The sequence below is a fragment of the bacterium genome (assembly GCA_024224155.1).
Lineage (GTDB): Bacteria > Acidobacteriota > Thermoanaerobaculia > Multivoradales > JAHEKO01 > CALZIK01.
Genome location: JAAENP010000018.1, coordinates 1 through 21,621 on the forward strand (window position 1 = coordinate 1; position 21,621 = coordinate 21,621).

The following is a 21,621-nucleotide window of genomic DNA, read 5'->3' on the forward strand; positions in this document are numbered from 1 at the left end:
ACCTGGGTCGTCATCTAGTTCTCGTAGAAAGCGAACGCCGCGTAGCCGACGACGCGGCTGCGATCGCCAGCGGTATCTCCGGAGTTGCGCAGATCGAGCAGATCGCAGCGCATGCCTCGCCTCCGGGCGCTGGCGAGCAGTCCGTTGACACAGTGGGCTCCGCATGCGTCGCAGGGACCAACGGTCGGCTCCAGAGACAAGACACGCTCGGCGGTGGCCCGATCGGCGGCGACCGCATCGACGTAGGACAAGTAGTGCGAGAGATCCGAGCTGACTACGATTCGCGTCTCCTCTCCACCCCACACCGTATCCAGCACCTCGGCAACCTCTTCGGGGCGGGCGTCGCCGACGACCAGTGGCAGCACGGTGAAGTCGTCCAGAATCATCTGCAGAAACGGCAGCTCGACCTCGAGCGAGTGCTCGAGGGCATGGGCCGACCGGCTCACCGCGACCTGCGGCAGCTCGGCCACTCGATCGGCCAGCTCGGAGTCGACTTCGACCTCACCCAACGGCGTCGAAAAGGCACTCGCTCCGGGCAACCCGAGTCCGCGCAGCGGCTCGCGGTGAGCCGGGCCGAGCACCACCACACGCCGGACCCGATCGACCGAATCGGCCACCGGCGCGAAAGCGGTTCCGGCGATCGGACCGGAATACTCGTAGCCCGCGTGCGGAGCGATGACCGCCTTCGGATCCGAAGCGGCGCCGGCCAGCTCCGACCCCACGTCCAGGTGGGCCCGGACGGTCGCCGCCAGCTCGGCCGGATCGCCCGGATAGAACAACCCGGCCACTGCGGGCTGGCGAACGGGCTGTGGGTCGGCCATGGCGTGCCTCGTGGCTATCCTACCAAGCGGCGCCCCCTCACGGGTCAACCGTGGAAGACCAACCGTGGAGGACCCTGGCACTCGACCAACCTTGCCGCGGTCCGAACTCTTTATCGACGGATTCGACAGTTGCGATGGCGGCGGCCCTCACAACCTTGCTGGCCGTGGCACCGGCCGCAGCGAAGAAGAAGTACAGCAAGGTCAAGGGGCAGGTGGTCACGGTCGAGCAACGGGTGATGACGACCAACGGTGGCGAGCACGACCGCCTGACGATTCGAACCCGCGATGGCGAGCAGATCCGGCTGAATCTGGGCAAGGGTGGCGCCTGCGAAGGCTGCTATCGGGCCGGCGATCAGGTTCGAGCCCGAATCCACTCGACCGGCGAGCCCGGCGCACCGCGAGAGTTCAAGTCGATGGAGATACGGCGCGACGGGAAGTCTTTCGGTCGGACCAACGCCAACGGCGAGATGATACGCAACTCCGGCAAGGGGCGGCCGAGCGCCGGCGACCGGGTGCGCGATCGGGTCCACGAGCCGGGCTCGGCCGGATGTTCCGGTTGTGACTCGGGCCGACACGGTGGAGCGGGTCAAGGGACAGGCGGCGGCAGTCGTGTTCGAGGCGGTAACTAGACACCGCGCTCGATCCAGGCACTCCGAGGGCGGCGCGAGATGCGCCGCCCTCACGGACTTCGGGAACCTCCCCGACCTGACGTGTCTCTAAACTAGAGAGACCCGAACTCCCTCAGAACCGACAACTCCCGAGAAACGCATCGCGGATGCCTCGCCCGAAGAATCGACCAACCATGCCGGGGGCCCTCTTCCACAATCGCCTACCCTACCGGTCCCGCCGCCCGACAGCGGCGCGTACGAGGTCCCCCATTTCGCGTCTTACACGGCGCGTCCCCCCACTGCCTACCCCAGTGGCCCCCGGTGTCGGCTTGGCTTCCCCGCGATGTGAGATCTCGCCCTCCCTTGCCGACGCGGTCTTTCGGGCGAGTTTGAACTAGGATCGCTCCCGTAGCGTGCTGCAATCGACGCGGCCTACGAAGTCCGAAGGGACCGAAGTCGCGCTCGCTCGCACCTGCGCTTCACTCAATGAGGGCGCACTCCAGCCGATTCCGGAGGACTAGAAGCGAGGCGGTGCGGCGCGCAGGCGAGAGCCCGACCAATGCAGGCTGCTCAGCTCGAGCCGGCCTCTGGCGACTCGCGCGCCGTATCGCCGATAACCGGTAGCAGCGTACCTCGGTCGACACCCTTCGCTTCGCTCGAGGGCAAGCGCTGGTCGACCGCTGCGGAGACTCAGCGGCTTCGAAAACCAGTCGGGAGGGGACACGTAGGAAACGTGTCCCCGAGGCGGAGGTCGACCGCGAAAACTGTCGCGCCGATCGGAGCCGTGGCTCGCTACTTGACGCCGACCGCCAACCTGTTGAACGGTTTCGCCAGAACCAGGAACACCAGGCCGCTCACGATTGCAATCGTCGCCACGGTTCCGAAAAGCTGCGGCAGAGGCAGCGCCTCGATATAGCCGGCCACCAGACCCGCGACCAGGTTGCCCAGAGCGGCACCCATGAACCAAGTACCCATCATCTGCGGTGCAGTGGCTGTCAGGCCTGCCGCGTGCCTCTTGCGAGCGAGGCTCGGCGAGCGAGATGAGCGCACCGGTGGCCCACTATCGGCCCAGTGAACAAGAGCCTGGTCGCGCCGGCGCCTGTCCTCTTCTTCCCTAGTTGATGCCCGGAGCGAGCTTCTTGATTGGAATCGAGAAGATCAAGAACAGGAGACCGAACACGGCGACGATCGTGGCAACCGTGCTGAAGAGCTGAGGCATCGGCATCGCCTCGATGTATCCAGCAATCAGGCCGGCGATCAGATTCCCCAGCGCAGCGCCCATGAACCACATCCCCATCATCTGTCCGACGTACCTATCCGGCGACAGCTTGGTGATGCTACTCAGGCCGACCGGACTCAGACAAAGCTCACCGATCGTGTGGAAGAAGTACGTGGCGACCAGCCAGGCCATTGTGATGCCTTTGGAGGGATCTCCGCCGGCGCCCTCGGGAATGTAGTTGGCGGCCCACGCGAGCACGAGAAATCCAACGCCGAGGAGAACCAAGCCCGCGCCGAATTTGACCGGAATGGAGGGATTCCTCTGATCTAGTTTGACCCATAGCATTCCCATTATGGGCGCGAAGATGATGATGAAGGCCGGATTAATGTTCTGCAGCCAACCTGTGGGCATCTCCCAGCCGCCGAAGACCCGGTCGGTGTAGTCCTGACCGAAGAGGTTAAACGAGGAGCCCGCCTGCTCGAAGCCGGACCAGAACATCGCGGCTCCCAGGAAGAGCAGGAAAATGAAAAACACCCTCTTCCTCTCAGAACCGTCATGACATCCGAACAGGATCATGTAGGCAAAATAAAGCACCGAGACGATCAGAACCAAGAGCCCAGTGGCTTGAGCGAAACCGACCAGTGTTAGAGCAAAATAGCTACTCCGGACTAAGTACACGCCCACCACCACGATCACCACAAGGGCCGCGATCGCGGAATAGAACAACCGCCAGGAATTGCCTTGCGACTCTGCGGTTGCGGCTTCTCCCTTGAGCTCGCCGGCACCGGTCAGATGACGGCGACCCAGAATGTACTGAATCACGCCCAGGGTCATGCCGATCCCGGCAACGCTGAAACCCAAGTGCCAGTTCACCTGCTCTCCCAACCACGAGCACACCGTGGGACCCAGCACCGCGCCGACGTTGATTCCCATGTAGAAAATCGAGAAACCGGCATCCCGACGCGCGGGCGTGTCCTTCTGGTAGAGATCGCCCACGATGGCGCTCACGTTCGGCTTGAGAAGGCCGGTACCGACGACAACCAGGAAGAGGCCGAGGTAGAACGACCAGTACTCGGTTCCGGAAAGGACGTAGGGTAACGCCAGAACGTAGTGCCCCGCAGCGATTACGACCCCTCCCATCAGAACGGCCCTTCTTTGCCCGACCAGCCGATCCGCGACCCACCCACCTGGAAGGGCCAGGGCATACACGCCGAAGGTGTACAGACCGTAGATTGCTGCGCCGGTCTGGACGTCCATCCCGAGACCGCCACGAACCAGGTCGGTCATATACAACAAAAGAAGAGCGCGCATGCCGTAGTAGCTGGCGCGCTCCCACATCTCGGTGAAGAAAAGGGTCGAAAGACCTCGCGGGTGTCCGAACCACTGCTTTTGGGATGCGGCGCTGACTTCAGGTTGACTCATACAGGACTCCCCGGTTGTTTCTCAATCGCGCCGCTAGGATATTCGGGAACGTCAGTCTCGGCAAGGCGAGGGACCGGGCAGCGCTCACTCTTCAAAGTTCGAATCGAGTAAACGGCTGAGATCCTGAACCACCGATTCGTACTCCGGAAGCTCGGCTAGATTCAGGTACTCGTCGGGGTCGGCCGAATGATCGTAGAGCTCGACGCCCTCTCCGCCACCGTTCCACTCTGTGTAACGCCATCGCCCGGTGCGCACGGACTCGCCCTTGATGCTGCCGTGGGAGGCCTGGCTGAAAGCGGCGCGAGACCAATCGCGCAGCGGCTCCTCGAGTAGCGGCACAAGGCTTCGTCCTTGTAGATGGCTTGGAGGTTTCAGGCGTGCCAGGGCGACCAGGGTCGGGTAGATGTCCAGCAGCTCCACCAAGCGAGACGATTTCTTGCGCTTGCGCTCCATCTTCGGCGCGTGAACCAGCAGCGGTACGCGGACCGACTGTTCGAACAGCGTGTCTTTTCCCCACCAATCGTGCTCACCCAGATGGAACCCATGATCGGAAGTCAGCACGACAACGGTGTTGTTCCAACCCTCGACCCGATCGAGGACATCAAGGATCAAACCCAACTGCCGGTCTGTGAACGAAACGGCGGCATAGTAGGCTCGCAACAGCTCGCGGCGATCGCGCCGCGTTATCCTGGGCCAGAGTCCCAGGGCGGCTGGAAGCTCCTTGGAACGTTCGCCCGGTGGGTCGTGGAGTCTCAGCCGGCCTAGTCTATAGCGCCGGTAGTGTCGCTTCGGGACCACAAAAGGGGGATGGGGCTTCTGGAATCCCACAGCCAGGAAGAAGGGCTCCCCCGCCGCGTACAGGTTCTCGAGCGTCGCCACGGCTGAGGCCGCGACGCGGCCATCGGCAAAATCTCTGTCTTTGCCCTTCGCCGCTACCCAACTGGCCCACGGGATCTCGCCGCCGGTGACGTTCCGACCCTTGCCCTCTTTGGCCTCGCGTTTGCCGTGAGGGCGATGAAAGATGTCCCAGGACTGCGCGTCATGCCAGGATTCACCGCCGGAGTCGTGGAAGTTCTTGCCGATGCCGACGGTGACGTACCCCCGGCGGCGAAAGAACTGCGGCAACGTGACCACTTCCGGAAGAAGCGTGCGAAAGTAAACCTCGTTGTTCAGAACGCCCGTCGAGTCGGGTCGCAGGCCGGTCAACATCGAGGTCCGGCTGCCGTTACAAGCGGGAAACTGACTGTAGGCGCGATCGAAGCGAACTGTCCGGTGCGCCAGGCGCTCGAGGTTAGGTGCCACCACCTGATCGTTTCCATAGGCGCCAAACTGAGTCGCCAGATCGTCGATCGTAATGAGAACGACGTTGGGCCGCTTCGGAACGGCGGAGGCACTCGCGGCATCTACGCCCATCAAGAGCAGAACAAGAACCGCCAGCCTCATGCCACCCACACCGTCTTGATGTTGACGAACTCGTAGATGCCGAAACTGCCGAGCTCGCGGCCGTAGCCGGAGTCCTTGATGCCGCCGAACGGCAACCTCGGATCGCTGCGAACGAAAGCGTTGACGAAACAGGAGCCCGCGTCGAGGCGCCGCCTGGCGATATCGGTGCCGCGCTCGACATCTCGGGTGAAGACCGCGGCCCCGAGGCCGAAGCCGGTGTCGTTGGCCACTCGAATCGCCTCCTCGTCATCGGCAACCGGCAGGATCGCCGCCACCGGACCAAAGAGCTCGTCTTCGTAGGCGGGCATGCCCGGGGCCACGTCGGTCAACACCGTCACCGGATAGAAGGCGCCCTCGCCGTCGGGAAGCTCGCCGCCCAGCAGGCATCGCGCGCCCCTGTCGACACTCGCGAGCACCTGTTGGTGAAGCTCGTCACGCAGGTCGGCGCGGGCCATCGGTCCGACATCGGTCTCTTCCGAGAGCGGGTCGCCGACGACCTTGCCCCGGAGCACCTCGATTGTGCGCCTCTCGAATTCCTCGCGCCGATCCGCGGTGACAATCCAGCGCTTGGCGGCAATGCAGCTCTGCCCGGTGTTGAGCAACCGGCCGGCAACACAAGCCTCGACGGCGATATCGAGGTCGGCGTCGGAGAGCACAACATACGGGTCGCTGCCCCCCAATTCGAGCACGGTCTTCTTGAGACACTCGCCGGCCTTGGCGGCCACTGCGCGACCGGCGGGAGTGCTGCCGGTCAGCGTGACGGCCGACACCCGCGGATCTTCGATCAAACCGGCCACGGCTCGGCTCCCCACCAGTAGCGTCTGAAACGCGCCCTCCGGAAATCCCGCTTCGACGAAGATCTCTTCGATCGCCACCGCGCAGCCGGGCACGTTCGAAGCATGCTTGAGCAGTCCGACGTTGCCGGCCATGAGATTGGGGGCCGCGAAACGAAACACCTGCCAGAAGGGGAAGTTCCAGGGCATAACGGCGAGCACCGGCCCGATCGGCTCGAAGGCGACAAAGCTCTTGCTGGCGTCGGTCTCAATCTCCCGCGCCCTCAGCAGAGACTCCGCCTCATCGGCGTAGTACCGGCAGACCCACGCCGACTTCTCCGCCTCCGCCCTGCCTTCTCTCACCGGTTTGCCCATCTCCAGGGCCATCAGCTCGGCGTATTGGATCTTGCGGTCCTCGAGAATCCCCGCAGCCAGGCACAGGAGGTCCGCTCTTTCGGCGATCGACCTCGACGCCCAGGCGGGCGCTTCCTCGGCGGCTTTCGCCAGGGCCCTTTCGACCTCCGGTTCTCGATATGCCGGGTACACGGCGGTCAACTCTCCGGTGGCGGGATTGAAGGTCTCGATGGTCATGGCAAAACTCTAGCTCATTCCCCCGATCTTGACCCGCCGCGGGAGCACCGGTATTCTCCCCTTCCCCTGATCCGTCCGCGCGGATCGACACCAACCGCCGTCGGGGCGTAGCTCAGCCTGGTAGAGTGCACGGTTCGGGGCCGTGAGGTCGGAGGTTCAAACCCTCTCGCCCCGACCATTTTTCCCGCAAGATAGCCCACTTGGGGCCGCTGGGACTTAAGATAGAATCACGCGGCCTTCTCGGCCATCTAGATTCGTTTCGTCCTCCAAGGGGGTGCATATGGCTATCCGAACGCTAGCCGATCTTCTCTTCGTCATCGAGTCGTATGACAAGTCCGACTGCCTGATGCATAAGGTCGACGGTCGCTATAGATCCATCTCCTCGCGCGCGCTCGTGGATAGGGTCCAGACGGTCGCCGCGAGCCTGGTCCAGTTCGGCGTCGAGCCTGGGGACCGCGTCGCTTTGATGGCCGAGAACGGGCCCCACTGGCCGACGGTGGATTTCGCGGCGCTGGGCGTCGGGGCGGTCCTGGTTCCGGTCTACCCGACCTTGACATCCGACCAGGCCGCCTACGTGGTCAACGACTGCGGTGCAGAGATCGCTCTGATCCAGGGCCGGGAGCGTCTGGACGGGCTGCTGGAAATCAGGGACGACATGCCCGCGATCAAGAACTTCGTGTTGATCGAAGGCGAGCCGCCGAGCGATGCCATCAAGACTCTGGACAGCCTGACACGCGATTCCGCTCCCATGCCCCTGGAGGAGCTCAAGGAGCGAGCCTCGAGAATCAAGCCCGAAGACCTAGCGACCTTCATCTACACCAGCGGCACCACCGGCAATCCGAAGGGCGTGATGCTAACCCACGAGAACATCGCTTCCAACGTCGAGGCGTGCCTCACTTGCCTCGACATCGAGCCCCACCAGACGGCGCTCTCGTTTCTGCCGTTGTCGCACTCGTTCGAGCGTACGATCGACTACATCTACTTTCGCCAGGGCGTCACGGTCGCGTACGCCGAATCGGTTCAAACCGTGGCCCAGAACTTCGGCGAAGTCCGGCCTCATGTGTTCGTTTCGGTGCCGCGGGTGTACGAGAAAGTCCTCGCCAGAGTGCGAGAGAACGTCTCGAAGAGCTCGCCTCTCAAAAGGAAGATCTTCAGCTGGGCGGTGAGCGTGGCCAAGAAAGCTCTGCCCTACCGCCTCACCCGCAAGACGCCGCCGGGATTTCTCGGCTTCAAGCTCAAGCTCGCCGACAAACTCGTCTTTGGCAAGATCAAGGAGCGCCTCGGCGGCCGTTTCGAGGTCGCCACCTCGGGTGGGGCGCCGCTGGCGAGGGACGTCGCCGAGTTCTTCTGGGGAGCCGGCATCGAGATCTACGAGGGTTACGGCCTGTCGGAGACGTCGCCCGTCCTGACCGTCAACCGGCCCGGGTTCGTCAAGATGGGCACAGTCGGTAGAGCGATCCCCGGAGTCACGCTCAAGATTGCCGACGACGGCGAGATTCTCGCCAAGGGCCCCAACATCATGAAGGGCTACCACAACCTCGCCGAGAAGACGGCCGAGGCGATCGATGCGGAGGGATGGTTTCACACCGGCGATATCGGCGAGATCGACGAGGAGGGCTTCCTGAGGATCACCGACCGCAAGAAGGAGATCATCGTCAACGCCTACGGAAAGAACGTAGCGCCGGCCCCGATCGAAGGCCAGCTCAAGGCCAGCCAGTACATCGAACAGGCGGTCGTCATCGGTGACCGGCGCAAGTTCCTGTCTGCGCTCCTAGTGCCCGATTTCGCCACGCTCGAAGTCTGGGCCGGCAATCAGGGCCTCGGCACGGACGATCGCGCCGCACTGCTGGCGGACTCAAAGGTCCAGGAGCTCTTCGCGGGTGAAGTCCGGAATGCCAACAAGGAGTTGGCCAAATACGAGCGGATTCACGCGTGGGAGCTTCTGTCGCACGAGTTCACCATCGAAAGCGGAGAGCTCACTCCGACCCAGAAGATCAAGCGTCGCGTCATCAACCAGAAATACGGCGAAGTCATAGAACAGGTCTATCGCGACGCCGAGGCCGAGCGCTCGGCCTGAGTACCAAAGCCCGAACGCGCTGAGGCGGCCGGGCGGATCGGGGAGGAATTCACAGTGGGTACGGCATTCCGTCTCGAGATAACCGAGAGCGGTCTCGCGACCGTAGTCTTCGACCTTCCGGACAAGAGGGCCAACGTCTTCACCCGCGAGGCCATGGAAGAGCTCGCCTTGCTTGTCGACGAGCTATCGGGTCGAAGTGAGGTCAGGTGCGCGATTCTGGCCTCGGCGAAAGAGCGGATCTTCATCGCCGGGGCCGATGTCGACGCGATTGCCGGCGTGACCGATCCGGCCGAGGCCGAGCAGGGCTCGCGCCAAGGTCAGGAGCTCTTCGATCGCTGGCAGGCCCTGCCGTTCCCAACGATCGCCGCCGTGCGCGGAACCTGCATGGGCGGCGGGACCGAGATCTCACTTTCGTGCGACTACATCCTGATCAGCGATCGGGAAGACATTCGAATCGGCCTTCCCGAGACCAAGCTGGGAATCGTGCCCGGATGGGGCGGCTGCACCAAGCTGCCGCGCAAGGTCGGCCTCACCGCCGCTCTCGACATCATTCTGGCCGGCAAGGCGGTTCGCCCCGGGAAAGCCTTCAAGATCGGATTGGCCGACGCGCTGATTCCGGACGCCAGCTTCCCACGCGAGGTGCGCAGGTTCGCGGAAGGTGTCATCGCTGGCAAGAAACCGAAATCCCGCGGCTCGAGCCTGCGAGCGAGACTGCTCGAGAAGAACCCACTCGGCCGCAAGATCGTCTTCGACCAGGCACGCAAGCAGGTGATGAAGACCACTCGCGGCCACTACCCCGCACCGCTGCGCGCGCTCGAAGTCGTCAAGACGTCGCTCTCGGACGGACACCAGGCCGGGCTCGAAGCCGAGGCGCGGGCGATCGGCGAGCTCGCCGTCTCGCCAACCGCCAAGAACCTGATCCACCTCTTTCACATGATGGAAGCCGCCAAGAGCGGCGGCCTCGCCGAGGGCGGCAAGCCCATTCAAATCGAGTCGACCGCCGTTCTCGGTGCCGGCGTGATGGGTGGAGGAATCGCCCAGATCCTCGCCGACAAGCTCTCGCTCCCGGTCCGCATGAAGGACATCAGCCACGACGCCCTGGCCAAGGGTGTGCAGCATGCCGCGGGCCTTTTCCGGAAACAGGTCAAGCGCAGGTGGCTCAAGCGCCCCGGAGCGGAACGCAGGCTGGCGCTCATCCGCTCCAGCCTGGACTATTCCGGTTTCAGCGAGGTCGACCTGGTCATCGAGGCGATCGTCGAGAGACTCGACGTCAAACAGAAGGTCTTCGCCGAGCTCGCGTCGATGGTCCCGGAGCACTGCGTCCTGGCCAGCAATACGTCGTCGTTGTCAATCGACCTGATCGCGCGGGACACGCCCAATCCCCAGCGCGTGGTCGGCATGCATTTCTTCAATCCGGTGCACAGGATGCCGCTGGTCGAGGTCGTGGTCGGCGAGAAGACCTCTGCCACGGCGATCAACACCATCGTGGAAGTTTCGCGCAAGCTCGGCAAGACCCCGATCGTGGTCAAGAGCGGTCCGGGTTTCCTGGTCAACCGCCTGCTCGCCTTCACCATGGCCGAGGCCATGTGGCTGCTCGACGAGGGGCACCGGATGGAGGATCTCGACGAGGCCGCGTCGAGCTGGGGCATGCCGATGGGTCCGTGTGCGCTCACCGACGAAGTCGGACTCGACACGGCGGTTCACGTATCGCACATCATGTCCGAGGCCTACCCGGAACGGCTCACCTACCCCGGCTGGATGGACAAAATGGTCGAGGACGGGCGCCTGGGGGCCAAGGCCCAGAAGGGCTTCTATCTCTACAAGAAGGGTCGGAGAACCAGGCCCGACCCCGCGGTCTACGAGCTGCTCGGCATTACCTCCAAGATCGACGACCCCAACGCCGGTCGGATGTCCGAGCGCCTGATGCTGCCGATGGTCAACGAAGCGGCCCGCTGTCTCGAAGAGCAGATCGTCCGGAGCGCCGCGGACCTGGACCTGGCGATGATCTTCGGAACCGGCTTCCCTCCATTCCGCGGCGGGCTCTGCCGCTGGGCCGACGCGCAGGGACTGGACAAGCTGGCGGCCGAAATGGAGCGCTGGGCGACCGAGCTCGGCGACCGCTTCCAGCCCGGCGACGCCTATCGCCGGGTCGTCGAGGCCGGCGGATTCTACGAGAAGTACGGCTAGGCCCTCGAGAGCCAGTCGGGAGGGGACACGATGGAATCGTGTCCCCGAGGTCCCCGAATCAGCGCCCCACGGCCACCAGGTGGTTTCTGGTTCGAAAGAAGAGGATCCCGTCCGAGATGGCCGGAGTCGCCATACAGACCTCGCCCATCTCGTTCGTCGCCAGGAGCCGGTACTCGCGGCCGGCTCTGACGACGTAGACCTCGCCCGTTTCAGCGGTCAGGTAGACCTTGCCGTCACCCGCCACGAGTGAAGCGGTGAATCCCGTGTTTCCTGTAATCCGTTGCTCATAGTGGAGCTCTCCGAACTTGGCGTCGCGAACCCGCAGGATGCCGTTGTCGCGCAGAATGTAGATCAGGCCGTCGTAGACCACCGTCGTGGGCATGTAGGAGCCGCCGCGGGGTGCACTCCAGGCCACGTACTTGTTCGCGGTCTCGCCTTCTTCCAGAGATATATCCCCCACCGCAGTCGTCTTGATGGCGTAGACGGGCATGCCACCCCCATGGGCCTGCGTCACGTAGATCAGATCATCTACCACGTACGGTGTCGGCGTCGGGATATCTCCCCGGCCGTGCATCCGCCACACCTCCTTGCCCGAGCTCAGGTCGTAGCCGCCCATGTGCCGGTAGCCGTTGACGATGACCTGCGATCCGATCTCGCCGACATGCACGGTGGGGGTGCTCCAGGTCGGGACGTCGTGCCGAGCCGTGCGCCAGAGCTCCTTCCCGGTATCGGCGGCAAACGCCGCCAGAAACGAATTCTCCTTGACATCGACCTGGATGATCACCTTGCCTTCATGAATCACCGGTGAGCTGGCGAAGCCCCACTGGTTTCCCGGAACCTCGAAGTAGCCGGCTTCGAGGACTCCGAAGTCCTTCTTCCAGAGCAATTCACCCTCCACGTCGTAGACGAACAGACCCTCCGATCCGAAGAAGGCGACAACGTGTTTGCCATCCGTCGCCACCGTGCAATTGGCATGGGAGGCCTTCGGATGACGCTCGATGCGGGGGACCCCTTCGCGCGCCGTCCGCTTCCAAAGAAGCTTGCCGTCGCGCTTGTCGAAGGCATGGACCATGAACCTATGAGTCGTTTCGTCTTTGACGGAATCGATGTCGCCGTAAAGGCCGACCTTGAGCTCGGGATCTTGCTTGCCGCTGATCGCGGTGGTCAGATAGATGCGATCGCCCCAGATCACCGGAGAAGAGTGTCCGAGACCCGCAACCGGGACCCTCCAAAGGACGTTCGTCGTGTCCGCGACCGACCACTCCGTTGGCAGCGAGGCACCCTGGGCCACGCCGCGGGCGTGGGCACCCCGGAAGCCGGGCCAATTGCCGTCGACTTCAGCCTTGGCGGGTGCGACCAAGACCAGCCTGAGGCAGGTGAGACTGACGGCTAGGGCAACAGTGTGGCGCGAATTGCGGTGGCACATCCTGAATCCTCCTTGCGATTGACCCGGAGCGTCATTATGTACGGTACTGCACTCTCTCTCGTTGCCCGGAGGGTACACTGTCATCGATTGTCGACGGTGGCCGCCGAGGTCCGCCCATCCCCCGCGAGATGATTGCCAGGAGTGGCTTGCAGTTCCGCGCGGTTTCGACCTGGCTCGGGATTTGCTCTTATTTGGGCGATGAGGGCAGGTCGGATGCAAAAACGCACACAGCAGGAGGCTTGATGAGACCCGCAAAGTACTTTTTGTCCGCGCTCGCGCTTGTTGCGGCCTTTCCGTTCTCGGCGACAGCTCAGGAGAGGAGCGCCGGTACGTTCGAGGGCGAAGTCAGTGTCAACGAGGTCCTCCTCGACGTCGTGGTCACAGACAAGAACGGCAACGTGATTCTGGGTCTCGACCGCGACGACTTCATCGTCGAAGAGGAGGACGGCGTCGTGGAGCTGACCGGCTCGACCTTCTATTCGAATCGCCAACTGGTCGATTCGAGCGACGTTGCCGCGACCTTGAAGATCTCCCCCGATGAGATGCCGGTGGACCGCTACTTCATCCTGTTCCTCCACGACCAGCGCCTCGCCGCACCCAGCCTCACCACCAAGTACATGGATCTGGCGCGACGCGCCGAGACGTGGATCCGAACCGAGCTTCTTCCCAACGACTGGGTCGCGGTTGTCCGCTACGACTTCAAGCTCAAGGTCTACACCGACTTCACCCGGGACAACGAGCAGCTCGCGCAGGCGATTCACGACGCGGCCCGAGGCAAAAATCCACCGGAAGTCTGGCCCTCGCGCCTCGAGGAGCGGCGGTCGGAAGGCCCCTCGCTGCTGGCAAACCTGCCCCAGGGCAAGGAGCTCCGGCGCCAGACCAAAAGGCTCTACAGCGGCCTCGAGATCCTCGCCGAAGCCGCGGGCAACGTAGTGGGCCGCAAGAACCTGCTCTTCTTCAGCGCGGGTTTCGGTGAGGTCACCGGCTTCGGCACCGTCCTACCGGACGAACGCTACTACGACGACATGGTGCACACCCTCAATGACAACAACCTTGCCGTCTACTCGATCTCGGTGCTCACCGGCATCGACTTCGCCGGACAGCTGCTCGTAAATACCAGAGGCGTGCAGGACAGCATGAACGTGCTCGCCATCGACACCGGCGGCGAATACCTCTTCAACCACGTGAGCTTCGAGGCTCCCCTGGCCGCGGTACTCGAAGAGAACAGCGGCTACTACCTGCTCAGCTACAGTTCAGAGACACCGGCCGGTCAATCCGGCTACCGGAAGGTCGAGGTCAGAGTGAAGAACCCCGATCTCGATGTAAAGGCTCGCGAGGGCTATCGATTCGGAGCCTAGGAGCCGGAATCTGACTCCGTAAAGCTCACCAACAGCACGGTCACGTTGTCCGGGCCGCCGCCGTCGTTGGCCGCGCCGATGAGCGTCGCGCAGCGCCCGTCCAGGGTGCCGCCGCCGCCGAGTATCTCGGCGATCTCTTCATCCTCGAGAACGCCGGTCAAGCCATCCGTGCAAAGCAGAAAGAGATCACCGGCCTGCACATCGTGGGCAGATTGGTCGACGACGAGCTCCGCCTCTCCGCCCAGGGCGCGAGTCACCACATTCCGAAAGGGATGGCTGCGAGCCTCGTCCAGCGAGAGCTCTCCCGCTGACACCTGCTGACCGACCCAGGTGTGGTCCTCGGTCAGTTGCTCGAGCCGGCCGCCGCGGAGACGATAGGCCCGACTGTCGCCGACATGAGCGATCACCGCGGTGGCGTCCCTGGACATCATCGCGACCATCGTCGCTCCCATTCCGGCCAGGTCCTCGTTCTCCTCCACCGCTTTGAAAACCGCCTGGTTCGCCCGCACCAGCGCTTTGCGAAGCTCGTCCCCGAACGGCTCGAGACTGCCCTTTCGCCCCCAGGCTTTTCTAGGCACCGCCTCGATCGACTCGCAGACCGACAACGTCACCAGCCGCGACGCGACCTCGCCGTTGCCGTGGCCACCCATGCCATCGGCGATCAGAAACAGCCCGCTCTCCGGGCGAATCGCGAAGTAGTCCTCGTTGGTCGAGCGACTCCTGCCCACGTCGGAACGAGCCGCTGCTGAAGAGTGAATGGCCAAACGACTCAGAACCTATTCTCGGGCCGGTATGAACTCAACCGGCCGACTTAGCCATCTGGAGGGCCGTTTGGAAGGCGGCTCGGACCTCGGCATCCTCGCCACCCCAGTCCAACGCCTCCTTGTACAGCCGCGCGGCTTCCGCGTACATGCCGCCGCTGTCAAAAGCCTTGGCGGCCTCTTTGAGGTACTTGGCGTTCATCGGCTCGAACTCGCAGGCCTTGGCGAAGGCGGCCCGGGCCCGCCCTTTGCCGCCGGGGCGCCTCTGACTGGCCACGCCGAGGCTGTACCAGGCCTTGGCGCTGGTCGGAGCCTCTCGCGTCGCCTGTTCCAGGTTCTCAATCGCTTGCGTAACGTCTCCGGAGCGCAGCGACTCGAGGCCTCTCGCTATGTAGACGCGAGCGGCCTCCTCAGCGGTCCCCTGCTGTGCCAGCGACGGACGCGAAAGCTCACTGTCGAGCAGCCTTCTGCGCTCACGATCGGTCAAAACGTTAAAGGCCTCGGTGATCTCCTGGAATTCCTCCTCCGCCTTGACCTTCTCCGCCCCCTGGAAACGATCCGGATGCCTTTCTCGGGCCAGCTCGAGAAACCGCTGCCGAATCTGCTTCTCGGTCGAGTTCTGAGCCACACCCAGAACCACGTAATAGTCTTTGGCCATCCTTATCGCGTATCTCCTAAGAACTCCGCGCAGCGCTCAATTTCGCTTTATTCTATACAACCTGAGCGCGGTGCTTCGAACGGCATTCGCCACGTTGCGGTCCCGGGAGAGCTGCTGCAGGTCCCGAACGGAAAGGCGCGGCACTAGGCGGGCGGCCATCCCGGCCGGCGTGCGCGGGTTCTTTGCCAGTGCGAGCATGATCGAGTACTTACGCATCCAGGACCTGGACTTCCCAATCGTATCCAGAACCTCTGAAGTAACCGCTCGGTTGTTGGCAATCTGCTCCACCTCCAGCTCGTTGACCGGGCTGTTGTGCAGAACCGAAGTCGCGACCATGGGATTCTGGTCCTTGATCAGTATGCCGCGAAGCCCCTTCGACGCGCCCCGGGTGAGCCGCAAGCGGACTGGAATGGGCAAGGTTCGAATCTGCGACTCGGTCAGTCCGATGGTCTCGTCCCTGTCGCCTTCCGCCGGGACCGCACCCCTGACCTCCTCGATTGCCTCGGCCAGTTCCTCGTCGGTGACCGCGTCGGCATCCTGCTCGAGCTCCGCACGCGACTTGCGGGGTCGCCTCTCCCTTGGCAGCAAATGTTCCCGGTACTCGTTGATTCGCCTCTTGGTATAGGCGGTCGCCTGCGGGTTCTGCTCGAGCTCGACGAGGAGCTCCGGGAACTCCACGATCACGTCTTGCCGCAGGAGGAGAACTTCCTGCAGCTCGGGATCGAGGACTGCGGCCAGCTCGCTCAGTAGCTCGGGAGATGTCTGACGCCTCCGCAGAATCGCCTCGAGCACCACCGGATGGCGGAGGTGACGCCCGAGATAGGTCATCACCTCGGGTGTGGTGCCGTCCTCGATCAGAGCTGCCGCGATCCTCGGCTGGAGGCCGCCTAAGGACTCGGCAGCCTTGCGGCGGATTTCCTCCTGCGCCCCCTCGGTGAGCCGGACCTGGAGCTGGATCAACTGCTCGGGCGGCAGCGGCAAGAGACCCGAGGCCGCAAGCAGCTTCGCCTCGTCGCCGCCCTCGAGGACCTCAAGGGCCAGTCCGTGGAGATCGTCGTGTGTCATCGAGAAGCCGAGTCCGACCCGAGGTCGTCGCGGTTGATGACCAGGTCCCGGGTAACCTCCCGATCGGACGGCGGCAGCGTGTACGGTTCGCCGTTGACCTCGACTCGAACACCCTCAGGATTGCCGAGCGTAAGGCGTACCTCTTCATCCGCCTCCAGTCGCATGGACTCCCCCTGAACGTGGAGCTCACTGATGCGGCGCCGGCCGTCCACCGAAGCCTCCACCCAGCAGTCCTCCGTGAAGTCCATGGTTACGACCAAGGCCGCCGACGGCGTCGCGGTGTCGTCGACCGGCTGCGGCGGTGCCGGCGGTAGAACCGGCGCCGCGATCGTCGGCGCGGTCGCCTCTTCCCGGTTTTGCGTCCCCCCCCAGTAGATGAGGAACGCGATCAAAACCAGGGCCACGAGCAAAGCCAGAATCAACAGCCAGGTGTTCTTGGACTCCTTGGTCCGCGGCTTGGCCCTTTCGGAGTCGTCACCGGGTTCGGAATCCGTGGAGGCCTGCTGCGCGGTGAGGTAGGAGTTGACCACCTCGTCCGGATCGAGACCGACGAACCTCGCGTACTCCCGCAGAAAGCCCTTGGCGAACACCGACGCCGGCAAGACATCGAAGCGATCCTGCTCGAGCGCTTCGAGGTACCGGATGCTGATCTTGGTGGCATCGGCGATCTCGCCGAGCGGAACCTCTCGAATCTTGCGCTGGCTCCGTAGCCACGTGCCGAAACTGGCCGCCTCACGGCTTTGGTTTTCCTCCCATGGAGGCTGGCGGCTGTTATGTACGGTCACTTTTCTTCCCAGCTTCACACTCTATTGACGGCCGCCGAGGCGGTCAAATCGCACTCTTCCCATCTCCGGTGTCCATACCCAAGAGCAGTCCGGCCTTGCGCCGCACTACCAGCGCCAGACGACGATCGGCGTACACGTCGCGCAGGTCGGACTTCTTCAGGTACACGAGCAGTCCGAGAGCCGTCGCGACCGGGGCTCTCGGGTTGCGGGCGATGCCATTTCGGATCGGGTACCGGCTGCCCCATTTGCGATCTCGCGCGATACGGCCCAGGACTTCCGGCGCAGCCCGGTCGCCGTTGATCAATGGCGCCAGCAGGCCCTCTGTCATCCTGGGGTTCTCGAGCAGCGCACCGATCACTCGCAGGTTGGGATCGCGCAGGAGGTGACCTATGACTCCGGCCCCGGCCTTGCGCGCGATCGCGATGCGCTCTCCGACTCCCAGCCGCGGCAGTCGCTCGGCGAGACGCCGCTCCGCGGCCCGGCGCACGCGCGGCCGGACGCGCGTACTGCCACCCAGTTCCACCAGATCCCGCCAGTACAGACCTGGCACCAGGTTGAGGACCCTCGGCTCGGGAGTCTTTGGGTGCTGTGCCAGCGCCTTCTGGACTTCGTGCGAAGAGAGCAGCCGGCGCTCGGCGAGCACGAGCTCGATAACCCGCCTCGAAACATGTGGGTTGCGTAGCGCGGTGCGGACTACCTCGGCGTCCAAATCGCCCAGTTCCGCCTCGATCAGCTCGAACATCTCGAGCTCGCCGCACTCCCTCAGTCTGGCGGCGAGCTGGGCGCGACGGGCCGGATCCATTGCGATACTCTACCTTGCCGAAACGTTGCTATTGAGGTCCCATGAGCCTGCCCAAGACCACCAGGAAGCACATCGAGGCCCAGAACTTCGAGGCCGTCGAAGATGATTGGCTGACGCGGCTCGACGAGGAGCCGGACGACCTCGGCTTTTTTACCTCGACCGCACGAGCCCTGGCCTCGTCCAGTGGGCCCGAAGTGGCCCAGCAGCTCCTCGAGCTTCTCGACGAGCAGCTCTCCAGCCAGGGGAGCTGGGAGGAGCGGCTCACCCTGCTCGAAGCAACCGGCGAGATCTCCTTTACCGCCGAAGATCTGAACCGGGAGATCATCTCCACTCTCGAGAAGCTCTATCCCAACAGCGAGATCGTGCAGGTCTTGACCGACAAGATGGGCCTCAGGCGAGCCATCGACGACATCCCCAGAATCTGGCAGAAGGTGCGCCGACTGAGAGGCGTCCTGGCCTATGACGTCGGCGCCATCGTCGCCATGGAGGGCAAGGGTGTCGGCGAGGTGGTCGAGGTCAATGTCCAGCTCGAGAAGCTCAAGGTCAACTTCGAGAATCACTCGGGGCTGAGTATCGGCTTCGGGGCCGCCAGCAAGGTCCTGGAGCCCCTCGCCTCCGACCACTTCTTGCGGCGGAAGATCGAAGCTCCCGACGAGCTTGCCTCACTCGCCAAGTCGGATCCCTCGGAGCTTCTGCGGCTGATTCTGATCGGTCAGCCCAAACTGACCGCCACCCAAATCAAAGGCATGCTGAGCGGGCTGATCGAGGAAAAGAGCTGGAGTTCCTGGTGGGCCAAGGCCCGGAACCACCCCCAACTCGTGGCTGCCGGCAAGGGTGCCCGCCAGATCTACAGCTGGGCCGACAGCGCGGCCGCCGCGGGCGAGGAAATACGCGCCCAGTTCGAGCGCGCGGATCTCAAACAGAAGCTCGAGATCTTCCTCCGGGAGGCCAAGCGAGGCTCGGAGACCGCGCTCGAGCACGGCAACGCCTTGGTCCGGATCGCGGATGCGCGGAAAGAGAAGAAGCCGGACGAGGCCATCCGAATCCTGGCCGCCCTCGAGCGCTCGGACCGCGTGATCGAACGACCTCCCTGGACCATTGAAGACATTCTCAAGACCACCAGGGATCCCGCTGCGGTGGTGCGTGCGATCGGTGACCGCAGCCTGAGGCTCACATGCCTCGGCGCTCTCGTCGATCTTCGGACCGACTGGCCAGGTATCTTCGGCAACGCTCTAGCACACGAGCTGGACGCTCCGGTCCTCGACTTCCTGTTCCAGAAGCTGTGGGTTTCCGAGCGCGAGCAGGCCGAAGAGCTCGTCGATCGCATCCTCAGCCAACCGGCCAAGCGCCCGGCCGCGTTCCTCTGGCTGCTCGAGCACCTCGAACAGACTCCTTACTTCGGCAAACGCAATCCGGCCCGTGCCCTCGGGCAGCTGCTTCGCTCGAAGAGCCTACCGGAGTTCTCCAAGCACAAGGTTGCCATCAAGCGCATCCTCGAGGACGGTGCCGTGACTCAAGCCCTCATCCAGCGGCTCGAGGCCGATCAGGCGGAGAGCGTGCACGAGTTGTTCGAGCGGACTCCGCTCGAAGAGCATCTGCGCGACCGGCTGTTGACCGCGCTGCACCTGCGCTTCCCGGATTACCGAACCGGATCGTCCAATTCCCTCTACGCGACGACCGCCATCATCGAAGAGAAGCGAGCCGAGCTGAAGAACCTCCTCTACGTCGAGATCCCGGCCAATCGCAAGGCAATCGAGGAAGCCCGGGCGCTCGGTGACCTGCGCGAGAACTTCGAGTACAAGTCGGCGCGCCAGAGACACGAATACCTTTCCGCCAGGGTCCATGGCCTCGAAGGCAATCTCGCCCGGGCCCAACCGATCGCACTCGATCAGATCGATTCGTCAAAAGTGCGCATCGGGGCTACGGTAGTGCTCGCGAGCGTCGACGGCGACGGATCGACTCGCGAGGTAACCATCCTTGGACCCTGGGAGAGCAATCCCGACCTCGGCATTCTCTCCTATGAGTCCGAAGCCGCCGACAACCTGCTGGGCAAGCACCCGGGCGAGGAGGTCGCCCTCGGGCGCGACAACTGGCGTATCGAGTCGATCAAGCCTTGGGAAGGCTACGACTAGAGGCCGTCGGCACAGAGCCCGCACCGAAAGAGATCACCCCTGCGGCTTGGGCGCCGGGTACATGACCTCGACGATCCGATCATCGACCCTTAGCCTGACTCTTTCGAGGCTCCGAAAGGCCGCCAGCTCGCCATCGAGGTCGGTGGTCTCCGCACGCAGGTCGATCAACTCCGCGGCCGCCTGGCCTTCCAGTCCAACCTCGATCCAGACGTCGGCCTCCTTGACGAACACGCGCCCCGACAGCGATCGAGTCTCGGTCTCACCGTCGGCGAAGGACGCCTCCATCAACGCCGCGGGCGTGGGCTCGGCCGCGACGGCTGTGCGCTGGCCGGCTTCGGCTCTCGAACGAACTCCCCCCCTTCGATCCTGCTCGATCGAGCCAGCTGTATCGACCGCTGCCGCTTCAGCCATCGGCACGGCTTTGGCTTGGTCGCGGCGACCTGGGCTCGATTGCTCGATCTCCGGCACACCTAGGGTCTCTCTGTCTTCCTCCTCGGGCGCCGAAGCCACGATCACGCGCGTCGTGGTCCGGCCGTGCTCGGAAACACCGAGAGCGAACAGGTACAGAATCGCGCCGAGGGCCAGGACAATCGCGAATACGGGAGCCAGGACCGGTTGCCCCAACCAGCGTCTCAATCCCTCCTCGAGGCGGAAACCGCGGGGCTCCTCGAGCGCCGCCAGGCGCACACGACGCTCGACTGCCGCCGACAGGGTCGGCGGTGGCGCCACGCTCTCCAAACGTCGGACGCCTGCCGCGATCGCGCGCAAACCGGAGAGCCTGTGGCGGCACTCCGTGCAATCGCTGAGATGCCCCTCGACCATGCGCAGCTCGGCCGGCGTCACCTCCTTGTCCGCGTAACTGGACAGTAGCTCGACCGCCAGATGCTGGCTCATACGTTCACCTCCAACCAGCGCCGAAGCTGCTCCCGGCCCCGGGCGATCCGCGACCGGACGGTGCCGATGCGCACCCCCAGTACCTCGGCAATCTCAGAGTAGTTCATGTCTTCAAAATCCCTCAACAAAACGGCCTCGCGATAGTGCGACGGCAGATGCTCGAGACCGACCCGAACCGAGGCCGACAGATCGGTGGCCACGGCGCGCTCCTCGGGCGAACGGCCCTCGTCGGCCGCTCGTTCGAGCTCGGATTCGCTGTCATCCACCCGCTGTGCAAGGTGTCTTCCCCGACGCCGTAAGCGCGTGTTGCTGCAGTTGACGGCAATGCGAAAGACCCAGGTCTTGAGCGACGATCTGCCCTTGAACTTCCCGAGGTGCCGGTAGGCTCGAATAAAGGTCTCCTGGGCGATGTCCTCGGCGTCGGCCGGATTGCCGCTCATTCTCAAAGCCAGGTTGTACACCATGCTCTCGAACTGCTGGTAGAGCTCGCCGAATGCCTGGGTGTCACCGTGGCGATGCCGCTCGAGAAGGTTCGCTTCCCGCGTCTTGAGACTCGCCGATGCGCTGATAGCCATTCTCTCCGGTGCTCGAGGTTCTTG

The 21,621-nt window shown here is 63.8% G+C and carries 18 protein-coding genes and 1 tRNA gene; 6 read left to right on the forward strand and 13 right to left on the reverse strand.

Annotation, left to right across the window (positions count from 1 at the left end; translation table 11 throughout):
* Positions 1–14 precede the first annotated feature (14 nt).
* Positions 15–821: an AmmeMemoRadiSam system protein B gene (gene amrB / locus GY769_01825; GenBank protein ID MCP4200657.1), complete on the reverse strand. Its 807-nt coding sequence runs from the start codon at positions 819–821 to the stop codon at positions 15–17.
* Between the two features lie 134 nt (positions 822–955).
* On the opposite strand from amrB, the gene GY769_01830 reads away from it, so the two are divergent.
* Positions 956–1,450, forward strand: a complete 495-nt coding sequence (locus GY769_01830; protein MCP4200658.1) for a hypothetical protein — start codon at positions 956–958, stop codon at positions 1,448–1,450.
* A 771-nt stretch (positions 1,451–2,221) separates the two neighbouring features.
* Here the strand turns inward: GY769_01830 and GY769_01835 are convergent.
* The 4 genes from GY769_01835 to GY769_01850 form a co-directional block, all read right to left on the reverse strand.
* Positions 2,222–2,407: a peptide MFS transporter gene (locus GY769_01835; GenBank protein ID MCP4200659.1), complete on the reverse strand. Its 186-nt coding sequence runs from the start codon at positions 2,405–2,407 to the stop codon at positions 2,222–2,224.
* A gap of 136 nt (positions 2,408–2,543) precedes the next feature.
* Positions 2,544–4,070, reverse strand: a complete 1,527-nt coding sequence (locus GY769_01840; protein ID MCP4200660.1) for a peptide MFS transporter — start codon at positions 4,068–4,070, stop codon at positions 2,544–2,546.
* A gap of 84 nt (positions 4,071–4,154) precedes the next feature.
* Positions 4,155–5,513, reverse strand: a complete 1,359-nt coding sequence (locus GY769_01845; GenBank protein MCP4200661.1) for a sulfatase — start codon at positions 5,511–5,513, stop codon at positions 4,155–4,157.
* Complete coding sequence (locus GY769_01850) at positions 5,510–6,877, reverse strand: NAD-dependent succinate-semialdehyde dehydrogenase (GenBank protein MCP4200662.1); 1,368 nt, start codon at positions 6,875–6,877, stop codon at positions 5,510–5,512. Before GY769_01850 ends, GY769_01845 begins: the two co-directional genes overlap by 4 nt.
* Before the next feature lie 101 nt (positions 6,878–6,978).
* On the opposite strand from GY769_01850, the gene GY769_01855 reads away from it, so the two are divergent.
* From GY769_01855 to GY769_01865, 3 genes are all read left to right on the forward strand, one after another.
* Positions 6,979–7,055 (forward strand) — tRNA-Pro (locus tag GY769_01855).
* A 102-nt stretch (positions 7,056–7,157) separates the two neighbouring features.
* A complete protein-coding gene (locus GY769_01860; GenBank protein MCP4200663.1) occupies positions 7,158–8,954 on the forward strand; it encodes a long-chain fatty acid--CoA ligase in 1,797 nt (598 codons plus the stop codon).
* Between the two features lie 54 nt (positions 8,955–9,008).
* Positions 9,009–11,141, forward strand: a complete 2,133-nt coding sequence (locus tag GY769_01865) for a fatty oxidation complex subunit alpha (GenBank protein ID MCP4200664.1) — start codon at positions 9,009–9,011, stop codon at positions 11,139–11,141.
* Positions 11,142–11,199: 58 nt separating this feature from the next.
* Here the strand turns inward: GY769_01865 and GY769_01870 are convergent, their stop codons facing one another.
* Entirely contained in the window at positions 11,200–12,567 is a 1,368-nt protein-coding gene (locus GY769_01870; GenBank protein ID MCP4200665.1) for a PQQ-like beta-propeller repeat protein, read from the reverse strand.
* Between the two features lie 242 nt (positions 12,568–12,809).
* Between GY769_01870 and GY769_01875 the strand changes: the two genes are divergently transcribed.
* A complete protein-coding gene (locus GY769_01875; GenBank protein ID MCP4200666.1) occupies positions 12,810–13,925 on the forward strand; it encodes a VWA domain-containing protein in 1,116 nt (371 codons plus the stop codon).
* Here GY769_01875 and GY769_01880 read toward each other — a convergent pair.
* The 5 genes from GY769_01880 to GY769_01900 all read right to left on the reverse strand — a co-directional run bounded on the left by GY769_01880 (position 13,922) and on the right by GY769_01900 (position 17,996).
* Positions 13,922–14,653 carry a Stp1/IreP family PP2C-type Ser/Thr phosphatase gene (locus GY769_01880; protein MCP4200667.1) on the reverse strand — a complete coding sequence of 244 codons (732 nt, stop codon included), beginning with the start codon at positions 14,651–14,653 and terminating at the stop codon, positions 13,922–13,924. The genes GY769_01875 and GY769_01880 overlap by 4 nt on opposite strands.
* A 70-nt stretch (positions 14,654–14,723) precedes the next feature.
* Positions 14,724–15,344, reverse strand: a complete 621-nt coding sequence (locus GY769_01885; GenBank protein MCP4200668.1) for a DnaJ domain-containing protein — start codon at positions 15,342–15,344, stop codon at positions 14,724–14,726.
* 36 nt (positions 15,345–15,380) lie between these two features.
* Positions 15,381–16,409: a hypothetical protein gene (locus tag GY769_01890; GenBank protein MCP4200669.1), complete on the reverse strand. Its 1,029-nt coding sequence runs from the start codon at positions 16,407–16,409 to the stop codon at positions 15,381–15,383.
* The gene (locus tag GY769_01895; protein ID MCP4200670.1) at positions 16,406–17,194 is read right to left on the reverse strand and encodes a helix-turn-helix domain-containing protein; all 789 of its coding nucleotides are present in this window, start codon (positions 17,192–17,194) and stop codon (positions 16,406–16,408) included. The genes GY769_01890 and GY769_01895 overlap by 4 nt, the downstream gene beginning before the upstream one ends.
* 43 nt (positions 17,195–17,237) lie before the next feature.
* Positions 17,238–17,996, reverse strand: coding sequence for a hypothetical protein (locus tag GY769_01900; protein ID MCP4200671.1), 759 nt, complete (start codon positions 17,994–17,996; stop codon positions 17,238–17,240).
* 41 nt (positions 17,997–18,037) lie between these two features.
* Here GY769_01900 and GY769_01905 point away from each other — a divergent pair, with 41 nt between their 5' ends.
* Positions 18,038–20,128, forward strand: coding sequence for a hypothetical protein (locus GY769_01905; protein MCP4200672.1), 2,091 nt, complete (start codon positions 18,038–18,040; stop codon positions 20,126–20,128).
* Positions 20,129–20,161: 33 nt separating this feature from the next.
* On the opposite strand, the gene GY769_01910 is transcribed toward GY769_01905, so the two are convergent.
* Together GY769_01910 and GY769_01915 are read right to left on the reverse strand one after the other, a co-directional pair.
* Complete coding sequence (locus GY769_01910) at positions 20,162–21,022, reverse strand: hypothetical protein (GenBank protein MCP4200673.1); 861 nt, start codon at positions 21,020–21,022, stop codon at positions 20,162–20,164.
* Positions 21,019–21,597 (reverse strand): sigma-70 family RNA polymerase sigma factor, encoded by a 579-nt coding sequence (locus GY769_01915; protein ID MCP4200674.1) that lies wholly within the window; start codon positions 21,595–21,597, stop codon positions 21,019–21,021. Before GY769_01915 ends, GY769_01910 begins: the two co-directional genes overlap by 4 nt.
* Positions 21,598–21,621: the final 24 nt, after the last annotated feature.